Origin of the sequence: Pandoraea norimbergensis (assembly GCF_001465545.3) — a bacterium.
Classification (GTDB): Bacteria; Pseudomonadota; Gammaproteobacteria; order Burkholderiales; family Burkholderiaceae; genus Pandoraea; species Pandoraea norimbergensis.
On sequence record NZ_CP013480.3, the window covers coordinates 4,527,818 to 4,542,070 of the forward strand.

General features: G+C 62.2%; 13 protein-coding genes. 1 reads left to right on the plus strand and 12 read right to left on the minus strand.

The genetic code is table 11. From position 1 onward, the window contains the following. Positions 1-64: 64 nt before the first annotated feature. The 8 genes from rfaD to cmk all read right to left on the minus strand — a co-directional run bounded on the left by rfaD (position 65) and on the right by cmk (position 8,068). On the minus strand, positions 65-1,069 hold the full coding sequence (gene rfaD, locus AT302_RS19735) for an ADP-glyceromanno-heptose 6-epimerase (protein WP_058375470.1): 1,005 nt from the start codon (positions 1,067-1,069) through the stop codon (positions 65-67). A gap of 1 nt (position 1,070) precedes the next feature. Further along, positions 1,071-2,054: a D-glycero-beta-D-manno-heptose-7-phosphate kinase gene (gene rfaE1, locus AT302_RS19740; protein ID WP_058375471.1), complete on the minus strand. Its 984-nt coding sequence runs from the start codon at positions 2,052-2,054 to the stop codon at positions 1,071-1,073. 25 nt (positions 2,055-2,079) lie between these two features. Next, positions 2,080-3,453, minus strand: a complete 1,374-nt coding sequence (locus AT302_RS19745; RefSeq protein ID WP_058375472.1) for a UDP-glucose dehydrogenase family protein — start codon at positions 3,451-3,453, stop codon at positions 2,080-2,082. A gap of 21 nt (positions 3,454-3,474) precedes the next feature. Beyond that, on the minus strand, positions 3,475-4,650 hold the full coding sequence (gene lapB / locus AT302_RS19750) for a lipopolysaccharide assembly protein LapB (RefSeq protein WP_058375473.1): 1,176 nt from the start codon (positions 4,648-4,650) through the stop codon (positions 3,475-3,477). A 67-nt stretch (positions 4,651-4,717) separates the two neighbouring features. After that, on the minus strand, positions 4,718-5,011 hold the full coding sequence (locus AT302_RS19755) for a LapA family protein (RefSeq protein ID WP_042115054.1): 294 nt from the start codon (positions 5,009-5,011) through the stop codon (positions 4,718-4,720). Positions 5,012-5,246: 235 nt separating this feature from the next. Continuing rightward, complete coding sequence (locus tag AT302_RS19760; protein ID WP_017232087.1) at positions 5,247-5,540, minus strand: integration host factor subunit beta; 294 nt, start codon at positions 5,538-5,540, stop codon at positions 5,247-5,249. A 12-nt stretch (positions 5,541-5,552) separates the two neighbouring features. Next, on the minus strand, positions 5,553-7,256 hold the full coding sequence (gene rpsA / locus AT302_RS19765; RefSeq protein ID WP_058375474.1) for a 30S ribosomal protein S1: 1,704 nt from the start codon (positions 7,254-7,256) through the stop codon (positions 5,553-5,555). 116 nt (positions 7,257-7,372) lie between these two features. Next, the gene (gene cmk / locus AT302_RS19770; protein WP_084656348.1) at positions 7,373-8,068 is read right to left on the minus strand and encodes a (d)CMP kinase; all 696 of its coding nucleotides are present in this window, start codon (positions 8,066-8,068) and stop codon (positions 7,373-7,375) included. Between the two features lie 110 nt (positions 8,069-8,178). Here cmk and AT302_RS19775 point away from each other — a divergent pair, with 110 nt between their 5' ends. After that, positions 8,179-9,495, plus strand: coding sequence for an Nramp family divalent metal transporter (locus AT302_RS19775; protein WP_058375475.1), 1,317 nt, complete (start codon positions 8,179-8,181; stop codon positions 9,493-9,495). Between the two features lie 35 nt (positions 9,496-9,530). Here AT302_RS19775 and aroA read toward each other — a convergent pair whose 3' ends face one another. From aroA to serC, 4 genes are all read right to left on the minus strand, one after another. Further along, on the minus strand, positions 9,531-10,853 hold the full coding sequence (gene aroA, locus AT302_RS19780; RefSeq protein WP_058375476.1) for a 3-phosphoshikimate 1-carboxyvinyltransferase: 1,323 nt from the start codon (positions 10,851-10,853) through the stop codon (positions 9,531-9,533). Then, positions 10,853-11,725, minus strand: coding sequence for a prephenate dehydrogenase (locus AT302_RS19785; RefSeq protein ID WP_058375477.1), 873 nt, complete (start codon positions 11,723-11,725; stop codon positions 10,853-10,855). The genes aroA and AT302_RS19785 overlap by 1 nt, the downstream gene beginning before the upstream one ends. A gap of 21 nt (positions 11,726-11,746) precedes the next feature. Beyond that, positions 11,747-12,829: a prephenate dehydratase gene (gene pheA, locus AT302_RS19790; protein ID WP_058375478.1), complete on the minus strand. Its 1,083-nt coding sequence runs from the start codon at positions 12,827-12,829 to the stop codon at positions 11,747-11,749. 104 nt (positions 12,830-12,933) lie between these two features. Continuing rightward, a complete protein-coding gene (gene serC, locus AT302_RS19795) occupies positions 12,934-14,049 on the minus strand; it encodes a 3-phosphoserine/phosphohydroxythreonine transaminase (RefSeq protein WP_058375479.1) in 1,116 nt (371 codons plus the stop codon). Positions 14,050-14,253: the final 204 nt, after the last annotated feature.

The window sequence follows — 14,253 nt, forward strand, 5'->3', positions numbered from 1 at the left end:
GCAAAACAAAACGGGGAACCCACTGGGTTCCCCGTCGTTCAAGCGAATCGCTTCGTGGCGCCGCTCATCGCGCCAGCAACCAGCGGACGTAACGCGAGACGCCTTCGCCCACCGTATAGAACGGCTGCGTATAACCACCCGCCTGACGCAGATGGTCGATATTCGCCTGCGTAAAGCTCTGGTATTTACCGCGCAGCGCATCCGGGAAGTCGATGTACTCGATCAGCCCCTGACGCACGAGTTCGTCGAGCCCCAGCGGTGCTTCGCCCTTCTCTTCGCGCAACGTGTTGATCACCGCCACGGCGATGTCGTTGAACGGTTGCGCACGGCCCGTGCCCAGGTTGAAGATGCCGCTGCGCTCCGGGTGATCGAAGAAGTGCAGGTTCACCTTGACCACGTCTTCCACCGACACGAAGTCGCGGCTTTGCGTACCGGCGGCGTAGCCGTTGTACTCGCCGAAGAGCTTCACGCGGCCATTGGCGCGGTATTCGTTGAAGTTGTGGTACGCCACCGACGCCATACGGCCCTTGTGCGCCTCACGTGCACCGTACACGTTGAAGTAACGGAAACCGGCCACCTGACTCGGCAGCTTGCCGCCCGCGTCACGCATGGCACGGCGCACAATCTGGTCGAACAGAAACTTCGAGTAGCCGTAGACGTTCAGCGGCTTCTCGTACTCGCGCGTCTCGACGAACGTCTCGGATGCACCATAAGTTGCGGCCGACGAGGCGTAGAGAAAGGGCACGGCTTGTGCCAGCGACGCGTCGAACAACGCCCGCGTGTAGCGGAAGTTGTTCTCCATCATGTAGCGGCCGTCGGTCTCCATGGTGTCGGAGCAGGCGCCTTCATGGAAAATCGCACGCACACGGCCGAATTCACGGCGCTGAAAACGCGCGACGAAATCGGTCTTGTCCAGGTAGTCGCTGATCTCGCAATCCACCAGATTGTGAAACTTGTCAGCGCGAGTGAGGTTGTCGACCGCCACAATGTCGGTTTCACCACGCTCATTGAGGGCTTTGACGATGTTGGCGCCGATGAAACCTGCGGCGCCGGTCACGATGATGGTCATGTCAGTTCGGGAAAAGTTCGGTGTAGTCCACGCTCGCCGTGCCCAGCTTGCCAACGACGATACTGCCGGCACGGTTAGCCAGCACCACTGCCTGCGGCAGCGACAAGCCAGCAGAAAGTGACGCCGCGAGCGTTGCGATAACGGTGTCGCCAGCGCCCGAGACATCATACACTTCGCGCGCCTGCGCCGGCACGTTCAACGCCCCGCCCTTGGTGAAGAGAGTCATCCCTTCTTCCGAGCGCGTGAGCAACAGGGCATCGAGGGCCAACGACTCGCGCAGATTCTGCGCGCGCTGTGTCAAATCGTCTTCAGAGCGCCATTCCCCCACGACTTGCTGCAATTCCGAGCGGTTCGGCGTGAGGATCGTCGCACCGCGATAGCGTTCGTAATCGCTGCCTTTCGGGTCGACAAGCACTGCCTTGCCAGCCGCACGTGCCGCTTCAATCATCGGCTGCACATGTGTCAGCCCGCCCTTGGCGTAGTCCGACAGCAGCACAACGTCATAGTCGTTCACCAGTTGGCGGTACTGATCAAGCACGACCAGCAACACTTCGCGTGCCGGCATGTTCTCGAAATCAATGCGCAAGAGTTGCTGCTGGCGCGAGACGATGCGCAGCTTGATCGTCGTCGCCAGGTCCGCATCGCGCGTGAGATACGTCGTCACACCGCTCGCTTCGAGCAGATCCGCCACTCGGTTGCCCGGTTCGTCCTGCCCCAGCACGCACAACAACCCGGCTTGCGCACCCAGCGACGCGGCATTGAGCGCGACGTTGGCCGCGCCACCGAGGCGCTCCTCGTTACGCTTGACGTGAACGACCGGCACCGGCGCTTCAGGAGAAATACGATTCACATCACCGAACCAATAGCGGTCAAGCATCACGTCGCCAACGATCAGCACGCGAGCGCTCGCGAACGCTTCACGAGGCAGGCGGGGCACATCAGGCACCGGCACCGTACCGGAGATAGAAGTTACCGTGAAAGTCATCAATCGTTCCTTGGTTCCTTGAGTGTTATGCCGGCACGTGCAAGCCGCGGCCGATGGCGTGGTACTCCACACCCAGTTCGCGCATCGCTTCCGGATCGTAAAGATTACGACCGTCGAAAACCAGCGGCATCGACAGCGATGCCTTCACGCGGGCGAAGTCGGGGCTGCGGAAGGCCTTCCATTCGGTGACGATCACGAGCGCATCGGCACCGGTGAGCGCATCGTTCTGCGAGGTGCAAAATTCAATGCGGGCGTGGGCCGTCGGATCGTCCGCAAAGTCGAGCGCAATCACGCGGCGCGCTTCTTCCAGCGCCACCGGGTCGTACACGCGCACGCGCGCACCACGCGCGACCAACTCGGCGATCACGCGGCGGCTCGGGGCCTCGCGCATGTCGTCGGTGTTCGGCTTGAAGGCGAGACCCCAGAGGGCGAACGTCTTGTCCGAGAGATCGTCGCCCAGGCGCTTCACGATCTTGCCGATCAGCACAGTCTTCTGCGTCTCGTTGACGGCTTCCACCGCGTCGAGAATCCGCAGCGGCAGCCCGTAGTCGTCGGCCGTGCGCACGAGTGCCTGCACATCCTTCGGGAAGCAGGAGCCGCCGTAGCCGCAGCCGGCGTAGAGGAAGTGGTAGCCGATGCGCGGGTCCGAGCCAATGCCCTGACGCACGTTTTCGATGTCGGCGCCCACGCGGTCGGCCAGATTGGCCAGCTCGTTCATGAACGAGATACGCGTCGCGAGCATCGCGTTGGCCGCGTATTTCGTGAACTCTGCCGAGCGAACATCCATATACAACGTGCGCTCGTGGTTGCGGTTGAACGGCGAGTACAGACGCTTCATCATGGCGCGCGCCTGCTGGCCGTCGGCATCGTCATCCACGCCGATCACGATACGGTCGGGGCGCATGAAGTCGTCCACGGCCGCCCCTTCCTTCAGAAACTCGGGGTTCGACACGACGGAGAACGACACGGCTTCACCGCGCTTGGCGAGCTCGTCGCTCACGGCGGCGCGCACCTTGTCTGCCGTGCCGACAGGCACCGTCGACTTGTCGACGATGACCTTGAAGTCTTTGGCGTAGCGGCCGATGTTACGGGCAGCGGCGACCACGTATTGCAGGTCGGCGGAACCGTCTTCGTCGGGCGGGGTACCGACGGCGATAAACTGCACGTCGCCGTGTGCGACCGACGCTTCGATATCCGTCGAAAAATGCAGGCGGCCCGCTTCACGATTGCGCGCGATGATCTCTTGGAGACCCGGCTCGTGAATCGGCACGCCGCCGTTGTTCAGAATCTCGATCTTGCGCGGATCGACGTCAAGGCAGAACACGTCGTTGCCGACGTCTGCCAGACACGCGCCCGTAACGAGGCCGACGTAACCGGAGCCGATGATGGTGACTTTCATGATTGCGCGAACTTTAAAAAATTAGGAGGCCGCCGGCACGTCGGCACGTCGCGGCGTATAGGTCTCCCAGCCATTACAGCCGGGGCACTGCCAGTAAAAGAGTCGGGCACGGAAGCCGCACTGGTCGCAAACATAGCGCGGCAGCGACTTCGTGCGCTGCGTGATGAGCTTGCCCATCAGTTGCAGGTCGCTCTGCGTGTCGCCATGGGCCGTCGCGGCGTGCGCTTCGAGCAAACGCGCCATTCCCGGCGCGCTCGGCGCCCGCTGCATCTGCTCGCGCATCGCCCCCAGCGCGGCTTCGGGACCATTCAGGGACAACGTCTTTTCGTAGACGATTTCGAGCAAGTCGTCAGACGGATTTCGCATCAGCGCGTCATGCAGCAAGGCCAGCCCTTCCGGCGCACGGCCCAACGCTTCGTAAGCACGCATCAGACGCTTGGCTGCCAAGCCCAGATAGACGGGGTTTTGCTCCTCTATCGTGCGCAACACGCGTAGCGCGCCCTCGGCGTCACCGGCCGCCAGCAGCATGTCACCACGCAAGAGCGGTGCGCGTACATTGGCCGGGTTGATGTCGAGCGCTGCGTCGAGCTCGCGCGCGACGGCTTCGGCGTCCTTGCGTTGCAGCGCTTCCTGCGCCAGTTCGCAATGAAACTGTGCGATTTCCTTGCGGTACGACACGGCCGGATCGAGATCGCTAAGCGTCTCGGCTTCGGTGAGCGCCTTGCGCCATTCCTTTTCGATCTGATAGATCGTGAGTTTGGCGTGCTGCGCCGCCTTGGCGTAGTTGCCGGTTTGCAGCCGGCCGAAGGCTTCTTCAGCGCGATCTAGCAACCCCGCCTTCAGAAAGTCATGACCGAGTTCGTAGAGCGCATGCTCCTGGTCGGTCTTCGGCAGATCATCACGCGAAAGCAGGTTTTGATGCACGCGAATGGCGCGCTCGGTCTCGCCGCGTCGGCGAAACAGGCTGCCGAGCGCGAAGTGCAGTTCGGTTGTCTCGGGGTCGAGCTTCGCGACTTCGATGAAGGCATCGATCGCCTTGTCCGGCTGCTCGTTGAGCAGGAAGTTCAGCCCGCGAAAATAGGACGCCGGCAAGTTGCGGCTCTCGGAGAGCAGGCTGCGCAAATCCAGCCGCGCAGCGACCCAGCCGCAGCCGAAAATCACCGGGATGGCCAGTAGCCACCAGACCTCGAATTCCATGGATGCGTGTTGTCTTTGAAACAGTCGATGAGGATGGCGAAGGTCGCCAGCTTGCGCGCCTGCCGGTTCAGACCGGCGGCAGCATCGGCGGCTGGTCGCTCGCCTCGGGGTCGCGCTGCGCCCGCGCCAGATCCCGGCGGGTGCGACGCAGCTCAAGCCGCTGACGCATCAGGCTCGGCAACGTGGCCAGCACACCGATGACGCCACCGACCACGAAAAACGCCAGGCCGATCATGATGAGCGGTGCCGTCCACGTATGGCCCAGGAACAGGTTCAACGTGACCTCGCCCGTGTTGGCGAGTGCGAGACACAGCAACACCACGAAGACGATGAGACGAACGATCCAAACAATCAGCTTCATGCCGAAAGGCTCCTGCGGCAGGATTGCCGTATGTTTTGCGACTTGTTCGGCCCGCGTAGCACATGGAGACTGCCCACGCGCGGGCCGGCACGTGCGCGTATTGTACCGGATGTGCCCTGGGAGGCGGCGTTCATGCAACGCGCTTCACATTTCCGGGAATTGTGTGCATCTGCCCTCCCGGAAACAAAAAAAGCGCCCTGAGGCGCTTTTTTTGCGTAGTAGATCCCAAAGGGCCTTATTGGTCCGACGCCTTGTGATCAACCCGCTCTCGCAGCTCCTTGCCGGGCTTGAAGTGAGGCACGAATTTCTCCGGCACCATCACTTTCTCACCCGACTTGGGGTTGCGGCCGACGCGCGGTGGCCGACGGTTGAGCCCAAAACTACCAAATCCGCGGATCTCGATACGGTGGCCGCGCGCAAGCGCGTCAGCCATCGCGTCGAGAATCGTCTTCACCGCGAAATCGGCATCCTTGAGCACCAACTGGGGAAACCGCGCCGCCAACTGGTTGACCAATTCAGACTTGGTCATAGGCCTTGGACCTTACTGATTCTGGCTGTCCAGCTTGGCCTTGAGCAGCGCACCGAGGTTGGTGGTGCCGCTCGCTGCCGAGCTGTCCGACGACAACTTGCTCATCGCTTCCTGTTGCTCAGCCGAATCCTTGGCCTTGATCGACAGGTTGATGTTGCGCGACTTGCGGTCGATGTTGACGATCATCACGTTGACGGCGTCACCATCCTTGAGCACGTTGCGGGCATCTTCCACGCGATCTTGCGAGATTTCCGAAGCACGCAGGTAGCCTTCGACGTCCTCACCCAGCGACACGACAGCACCCTTCGGATCAACCGACTTGACCGTACCGTTGACGATCGAACCCTTGTCGTTGATAGCAACGAACGTGTTGAACGGATCGCCTTCGAGCTGCTTGATACCCAGCGAGATGCGTTCCTTCTCGACATCGATACCGAGAACCACGGCTTCGACTTCGTCGCCCTTCTTGTACTTGCGGACGGCGTCTTCGCCGGTTTCGCTCCACGACAGGTCCGAAAGGTGGACCAGGCCGTCGATGCCGCCAGGCAGACCAATGAACACGCCAAAGTCGGTGATCGACTTGATGCCGCCCTTGATCTTGTCGCCCTTCTTGAAGTTGCGCGAGAAATCATCCCACGGGTTCGGCTTGCATTGCTTCATGCCGAGGCTGATACGACGACGGTCTTCGTCGATCTCGAGAACCATGACTTCGACTTCGTCGCCCAGCTGGACAACCTTGGTCGGTGCAACGTTCTTGTTGGTCCAGTCCATTTCCGACACGTGAACCAGGCCTTCGATGCCCGATTCCACTTCGACGAATGCGCCGTAGTCGGTGATGTTGGTGACCTTACCGAACAGGCGGGTGCCTTGCGGGTAACGGCGAGCAATGCCTTCCCACGGATCTTCGCCGAGTTGCTTAACGCCCAGCGAGACACGGCCCTTCTCTTGATCGAACTTGAGGATCTTGGCGGTGACTTCTTGGCCAACCGACAGAACTTCGCTCGGGTGACGCACGCGACGCCATGCGATGTCGGTGATGTGCAGCAGGCCGTCGATACCGCCGAGGTCCACGAATGCGCCGTAGTCGGTGATGTTCTTGACCACGCCCTTGACGATCGCGCCTTCCTTCAGGGTTTCGAGCAGCTTGGCGCGCTCTTCACCTTGGGTGGCTTCGATCACGGCACGGCGCGACAGCACAACGTTGTTGCGCTTGCGGTCGAGCTTGATAACCTTGAATTCGAGGGTCTTGCCTTCGTACGGGGTCGTGTCCTTGACCGGACGCGTGTCAACCAGCGAACCCGGCAGGAATGCACGGATGCCGTTGACCATCACGGTCAGGCCGCCCTTGACCTTGCCGGTGATCGTACCGGTCACGAGGTCGCCCGATTCGAGAGCCTTTTCCAGTTGCAGCCACGAAGCCAGACGCTTGGCCTTGTCGCGCGACAGCACGGTGTCGCCGTAGCCGTTTTCCAGGGCGTCGATCGCCACGGAAACAAAGTCGCCGGCCTGAACTTCGACCTCGCCCTGATCATTCAGGAATTCTTCGATGGGGATGTACGCTTCGGACTTGAGCCCGGCGTTGACGACCACGAAGTTGTGGTCAACCCGAACGACTTCAGCGCTGATGACTTCACCAGCACGCATGTCTTGACGGGAGAGCGACTCTTCGAAAAGCGCCGCGAAAGATTCGTTGGTCGAGGTTTGCAGGTCGGACATAAATGTGGATTACGCCGCTGGCGTCTCAGATCCCGAAGGGGGGGCTGACAAAAACGCACAACGGTTGGGTTAAAGGTTAGACAAATCCGGACTGAGTGACTGCATGAAACACTCGGTCAGGCGCCTTGCGGGTACTGCACTTGCGCGAACCATTCGAGCACCTGAGCCACCGCCTGATCGACGTTGAGTCCAGAAGTATCGAGTACCCGCGCACCCTCAGCTGGCCGGAGCGGCGCTTCGACACGGTTTCTATCCCGTGCATCACGCGCCTCAAGATCCAGCATGAGACTGTCTATGTTAGCAGAAAAACCTTTTTCTATCAATTGCTTATACCGCCTCTCGGCACGGGCCTGTGGCGATGCCGTCAAAAACACCTTCAGTTCCGCCTCGGGGAAGATCACCGTGCCCATGTCGCGACCGTCCGCCACGAGTCCCGGCGCGGTCTTGAAGCCCCGCTGCAAGGCCACCAGCGCCTGGCGCACCGACTTGTGCACCGCAATACTCGACGCCCGGTTGCCGATCGCCTCGGCCCGGATCGCGTCGGTGACATCCTCACCTGCCAGCCAGATACGCTGCTCCTTGAACCGCACATCGAGCGTCTCGGCCAACACCGTCAGCCCGTTGGCGTCTTCCGGTTCAATGCCGTGACGGGCGCTTGCCAGCGCCGTCAGGCGGTAGAGCGCACCGCTGTCCAGATAATGGAAGCCCAACGCGTCGGCAACACGGTGCGCGACCGTTCCCTTGCCGGACGCCGTCGGGCCATCCACCGTAATTACCGAAACCGAATCGTCCACGAACATCGAATCAGGCATCCCTTCGTCTCTGTCTATCCAACGCATTGAAAAATAAAACTTCCGAACTAAATAATAATGATTATCATTTAGATATAAACGCAACTCGCGTTCCGGAAGGTGTCACTGCCATGCAAAGCCGCGATTATCCCTTAGTCGGCCCCGAGTGGGCCCCATCACCCGACGAACCGCCGCGCCGTCCGCAGCGCTGGCTGGGGTTCGCCGGCGCGGGCACGCTAATTGCCGTTGGCTATATGGATCCGGGCAACTGGGCCACGGCCATCGCCGGGGGCGCCCGATACGGCTACACGCTCCTGTCCGTCGTCCTGCTTTCGAGCATGATGGCCTTGCTGCTGCAGTGGCTTGCCGCGCGCGTCGGTCTGGTGACCGGGCGCGACCTTGCCCAACTCTCACGTAGCCAGTATAGCCGCCGCACTTCGCTGGCGTTATGGGCGCTTTGCGAGATCGCCATCATCGCCTGCGACCTCGCCGAGATCATCGGGAGCGCCGTGGCGCTGCAACTGCTCTTCGGCCTGTCGTTGCCCGTGGGTGTGCTGCTCGCCGGGGCACTCGCCTTTGCCATGCTCGGTTTGCAAGGTTTCGGACAACGCCGCCTGGAAGGTGCCGTCGCCGCGCTCATTCTGCTGACTGCCGGCTGCTTTGCCGCCCAACTGGCCCTCGCCAATCCGGACTGGAGCGCCGTGCTCGCCGGGATGCGCCCACGCAGCGAAATCGTCGCGCAGGCAGGCATGCTCTGGCTCGCGACCGGCATTCTCGGTGCGACGGTCATGCCGCACAACCTTTACCTGCATTCCGCCCTGCTTCGCATGCGCGGCGAGGCCATGCCTGAGCGCACGCCGGTCACGATGGCGCGCGCGTTGCGCGCGACGCAATGGGACACCACGCTCTCACTCGGCTTTGCGTTTCTGATCAACGCGGCGCTGCTGATTCTCGCGGCGGCTGTATTTCACGCCAGCGGCAACACCGGCGTGGAATCGCTCGGCGACGCTCACAAAATGCTCGCCCCGTTACTGGGGAATCAGTGGGCCGGCGTGATGTTCGCCGTTGCGCTGCTCGCCTGTGGCCTCAATTCAACAGTGACGGCCACGCTCGCCGGTCAGGTCACGATGGAGGGCTTCCTAAATTTGCGCATGAAGCCCTGGCAACGGGCGCTGATCACACGCGGGCTGGCCTTGATTCCTGCGCTGCTGATCGTCGGCCATGGCGGTGAAGCCCAGACGACCAACCTGTTGATCTTCAGTCAGGTGGTATTGAGCCTGCAATTGCCGTTTGCCGTGGTTCCGCTCGTTCGCTTTGCCGGCGATGCCAAGCTGATGGGGCAATGGCGAGTCCGCGGCCTGCTGCTGGTGCTCGCCTGGGTCATTGCCGCGGCCATTGTGGCGCTCAACGGTGTGCTGCTCTGGCAAACGATGACGGGACAAGGCTGATCACCACTGCCGTCATCGCCATCACATCGAATCGTTCAAGACGCTACGCGGGCAAACTCGTCGAAATAGGTCGGGAACGTCTTCGCGACGCACTTCGGATCGTTGATGGTCACCGGCACGCCTCCCAGACTCACCAACGAGAAGCACATCGCCATACGATGATCGTCGTACGTGTCGATGGACGCATTCGGCGTCAGCGCTGCGGGCGGGGTGACGCGAAGGTAATCCGCGCCCTCTTCCACCGTCGCCCCCACCTTGCGCAGTTCGGTCGCCATCGCAGCGAGGCGGTCCGTTTCCTTCACCCGCCAGCTCGCGATATTGCGCAGGGTCGTCGTGCCATCGGCGAACAACGCCGCGATGGCAATCGTCATCGCCGCATCGGGAATGTGATTGAAGTCCATGTCGAGTGCACGCAGCTTGCCGCTCGGCGTATCGATGCCATGCACTTCGATAGCGTCGTCGTGCAACGTGACACGCGCGCCCATCGCGGCGAGTGCGTCGACAAACCGCACGTCCCCCTGAATGCTGTCGCGCCCCACGCCTTCAACTCGCAGCGGGCCGCCGCCAATCGCCCCTGCGGCGAGAAAATATGAAGCCGACGATGCATCGCCTTCCACACGAATCTCACCGGGACTAAGGTACTTCGCGCCATCAGCCCCTGCCGCCGGCAGCGTAAAGCGCTCCCAGCCATCCTGCCGTACGTCGATGCCAAACCGGCGCAGCAAGCGCAAGGTGATGTCGATATAGGGCTTGGAAATCAGTTCGCCCTCGACTTCCACCACAATCTCGCCAGTCGCCGACGGCAGCAGCGGCAGGGTGAGCAGAAGCGCCGTGAGGAATTGACTCGACACGTCGCCACGCACGCGAATCGGCGCAGCAGGTGCCATAACGTCGGCGGGCTTAATGTGCAACGGCGGATAACCGTCGTTCCCGAGGTAATCAATTTGCGCGCCAAGCTGTCGCAGCCCGTTCACCAGATCGCCGATCGGACGCTCATGCATTCGCGCCACGCCCGACACGTCGTAGTCGCCGTGACTGAGCGCGAGTGCGGCCGTCAACGGGCGAATTGCGGTCCCTGCGTTGCCCATGAAGAGCTTGGCCGACTTGACGGGAAACACGCCCCCGCAACCTTCCACAATGAAGTCACGCGTATCGCCCACTTGCGTGCAAGGAACGCCGAGCGCAGCAAGCGCATCGAGCATCACGCGGGTGTCGTCGGATTCAAGCAAATCGCGTACGCGCGTCGTGCCGCGCGAGAGCGCGGCGAGCAGCAGTACACGGTTTGAGATGCTTTTCGAGCCGGGCAGGCGCAGCGTGCCTTCGGCGTGCCCGTACGGGCCGAGATCGAGCGTTTCCATTACTTTTCCTGTTGCTTGGCCCAGTCGGTGCGCGCTTGGCTGGTACGCTCAAACACGGCCTCGAGACCGGCACCGTCACCGGTATCAATCAGTTGGCGCAGCGTGCCCAGCGTTGCCAGATAGCCGTCGAGCTCGGCAAGCAATGCTTCGCGGTTGGCGACACAGATGTCGCGCCACATTTCCGGATTCGACGCGGCAATACGCGTGAAATCGCGAAAGCCACCGCCCGCGAAGCCGAACTTCAGCGCGGCATCGGGGGCATCGAGAATCTGCGCAATCAGCGCATAGGACAGCACATGAGGCAGATGACTGACCGACGCGAACACGCGATCGTGCTGCGTTTCGGTCATCTCTGACACACGCGCCCCGGTGGCCTCCCACATGGCGCGCACACGCGCCACATCGTCGCCACGGTTATCGGGTTGCGGACACAAGACGACGCGCCTGTCGCGATACAAATCAGCCTTCGCCGCATCGACACCCGACAACTCGGCCCCAGCAATCGGATGCCCCGGCACGAAACGCCAGACTGCATCGCCCAGCGAAGCACGTGCAGCGGCAACCGCATCGCTCTTGGTGCTGCCCGCATCCGTCACGATCGTGTCGCCGTGAAGATGCTCTCGCATCGCAGCGAGCAACGCCGGCGTCTGCGCGACCGGTGCGGCGAGCACCACGATATCGGCACCGGCTAACGCATCCGCCATCGATGTGGCAGCGCGGTCGATCACGCCGAGTTCGCAGGCGCGCGCCAACGATGCCTCGCTGCGCCCGACACCGACCACTTCCTGCACGGCCCCTGCAGCCTTGAGCGCACGCGCCAGCGAGCCGCCGATCAGGCCGACACCGCAGATAACGAGTTTATTCAGACTCATGGATCTCTCGCCTGCCACGCGTCAGGCCGAGCGCGGGTAGGACCCGAGCACCTTGCAATACGCCGCGTTCTGCCGCAGCGAATCGAGCGCCTTGGCGACGTTCTCATCGTCACGGTGCCCTTCGAAGTCGACGTAGAAGTAGTACTCCCACGCGCCGCTCTTGGCCGGACGCGACTCGAAGCGCGTCATCGACACGCCGTTATTGGCCAACGGTTCGAGCAGTGCGACCACAGCACCCGCGCGGTTGGGTACCGACAGAATCAGCGACGTCTGGTCGTGACCGCTAGGCGACGGATCCTGCGTGCCGATCACGACAAATCGCGTGCGGTTGTGCGGATCGTCCTGTACGTGCGAAAACGCGATCTGCAACCCGTATTGCGTCGCCGCGGAATCGCCAGCAATCGCGGCAATGGCCGGATCGGCCGCCGCCATGCGCGCAGCTTCGGCGTTGCTCGACACGGCCTGACGCTCCAGCGTCGGGAAATGCGCCGTCAGCCAGTGCTGACACTGCGCCAGCGACTGGGCATGCGAACAAATACGGGTCACGCCGTCGAGCGCACCCGATTGCGACATCAGATTGTGATGAATCGGCAACGCCACCTCACCGCCGATCGTCAGCGGGCTTTGCAGCAGCAGATCGAGCGTGCGCGACACCACGCCTTCGGTCGAATTCTCGACCGGCACGACGCCGAAATCGGCACTGCCGGCTTCCACCGCCCGAAACACTTCGTCAAGCGACGGACACGGCAAGCCTTTGACGCTCTGCCCGAAATAGGTGAACGCGGCTTGCTCGCTGTAGGTGCCTGCCGGGCCGAGATAGGCCACGGTCATCACCTTTTCGAGCGCGCGGCTCGCCGACATGATCTCGCGCCAGATCGACGCGAGATTGTCGCCATACAGCGGGCCATCGTTGGCTTGTTGCAGTCGCGAAATCACCTGCAATTCGCGCTCGGGCCGGAACACCGGCGCGCCAAAGCGCTTCTTCACCTCGCCCACTTCGAGGGCGACGGCGGCGCGTTGATTGAGCAGCTTGAGCAGTTGCTCGTCGATGGCATCGATTTTCTCGCGCAGGGGGCGAAGCGATGCGTTCAGATCATCATCCATGGAGCTTGTTGTCTTTTTGCGGTAGGACATAGTCAGGCAGCTTGCGGCGCGGCGTTCTTGCCGAGCTTTCGGGAGAACGCCTTCGCGCCGGTCATTTGCCCTCGTCAGCCGTGGCTGCGCTCGAATTCGCGCAGATAGTCGACCAGCGCCTGGACGCCGGCAAGCGGCATCGCGTTGTAGATCGAGGCGCGCATGCCTCCCACGGACTTGTGGCCCTTGAGTTGCAGCAGACCGCGCTCGCGAGCGCCGGTCAGGAAAGCTTCGTTGAGTGCGTCGTCGTGCAGGAAGAACGGTACGTTCATGCGCGAGCGGCAGTCCGCCTCGACCGCCGTGCGATAGAACTCGCTGCTATCGAGATAACCGTAGAGCAGCTCAGCCTTGGCCTTGTTCTGCGCTTCCATCGCGACAAGACCGCCTTGGCGCTTGAGCCACTGGAACACCAGCCCGGCAATGTAGATCGCGTAAGTCGGCGGCGTATTGAACATCGAATCGTTCTCGGCGACCGTCTTCCAGTCGAAGGCGCTCGGGGTGAACGGCAGCGAGCGGCCCAGCAGGTCGTCGCGAACGATGACAAGCGTCAGGCCCGACGGGCCGATGTTCTTCTGCGCCCCGCCGTACAACACGCCAAACTTCGAGACGTCCATCGGACGCGACAGGACGTGCGACGACACATCGGCCACAAGCGGCGTGTCAGCCGGCAAGCCGGCGGCGGCCAGATCGGGTGTCCAGAAGTATTCGACGCCGTGAATCGTCTCGTTCGTGCAGATGTGCACGTACGCCGGGTCCTTCGACAATTGCCACTCCGACACCTGCGGCAGGCGCGTGAACTTCTCGGCCTCGGTCGTGGCTGCGATGTTGACGTCGCAATACTTGCGCGCTTCCTTCTGCGACTTCACCGACCACGAGCCTGTCACCACGTAATCGGCCGTGCGACGCTCGCCCGCGCGCTCGCCACCAAGCAGGTTCATTGGCACGATGGCGTTTTCCGCCAGCGCGCCACCCTGCATGAACAGAATGCGATAGTTGTCGGGAACCGCCAGCAGCTCGCGCAGATCGGCTTGCGCCTGCGCCAGAATGCTCATGAACTCCCGGCCGCGATGGCTCATTTCCATCACGCCCATCCCGGCACCGTGCCAGTCGAGCATCTCTTCGGCTGCCTGCGTGAGAACCTCGGCGGGCAGTGCCGCCGGTCCGGCGGAAAAGTTGAAAGGGCGCGTCATAGTCTTTTGCTGCGGTAAAAGTGAAACGCAAGCCGTCGGATTCGATCCCGGGCGGCTTGCGTTTCACATCTGGCGTCAATGGCTTGCGCAGCAGCGGTAAGGGCCAACTATACCGCCAGTTGCCCGTCCCGTGCGGGTGCTCGGCCAGATTCCCCGGCAAAACGCCGACTTTCAGCGATTTCCGAGCATGTCATGCCGATTTGC

Coding starts and splice junctions, on each gene's coding strand:
- pheA (WP_058375478.1), bottom strand. CDS start 12,829: ATGGATGATGATCTGAACGCATCGCTTCGCCCCCTGCGCGAGAAAATC.
- rfaE1 (WP_058375471.1), bottom strand. CDS start 2,054: ATGACTTTCACGGTAACTTCTATCTCCGGTACGGTGCCGGTGCCTGAT.
- rpsA (WP_058375474.1), bottom strand. CDS start 7,256: ATGTCCGACCTGCAAACCTCGACCAACGAATCTTTCGCGGCGCTTTTC.
- rfaD (WP_058375470.1), bottom strand. CDS start 1,069: ATGACCATCATCGTGACCGGCGCCGCAGGTTTCATCGGCGCCAACATC.
- lapB (WP_058375473.1), bottom strand. CDS start 4,650: ATGGAATTCGAGGTCTGGTGGCTACTGGCCATCCCGGTGATTTTCGGC.
- aroA (WP_058375476.1), bottom strand. CDS start 10,853: ATGGAAACGCTCGATCTCGGCCCGTACGGGCACGCCGAAGGCACGCTG.
- AT302_RS19760 (WP_017232087.1), bottom strand. CDS start 5,540: ATGACCAAGTCTGAATTGGTCAACCAGTTGGCGGCGCGGTTTCCCCAG.
- AT302_RS19755 (WP_042115054.1), bottom strand. CDS start 5,011: ATGAAGCTGATTGTTTGGATCGTTCGTCTCATCGTCTTCGTGGTGTTG.
- AT302_RS19785 (WP_058375477.1), bottom strand. CDS start 11,725: ATGAGTCTGAATAAACTCGTTATCTGCGGTGTCGGCCTGATCGGCGGC.
- AT302_RS19745 (WP_058375472.1), bottom strand. CDS start 3,453: ATGAAAGTCACCATCATCGGCTCCGGTTACGTCGGCCTCGTTACGGGC.
- cmk (WP_084656348.1), bottom strand. CDS start 8,068: ATGCCTGATTCGATGTTCGTGGACGATTCGGTTTCGGTAATTACGGTG.
- serC (WP_058375479.1), bottom strand. CDS start 14,049: ATGACGCGCCCTTTCAACTTTTCCGCCGGACCGGCGGCACTGCCCGCC.
- AT302_RS19775 (WP_058375475.1), top strand. CDS start 8,179: ATGCAAAGCCGCGATTATCCCTTAGTCGGCCCCGAGTGGGCCCCATCA.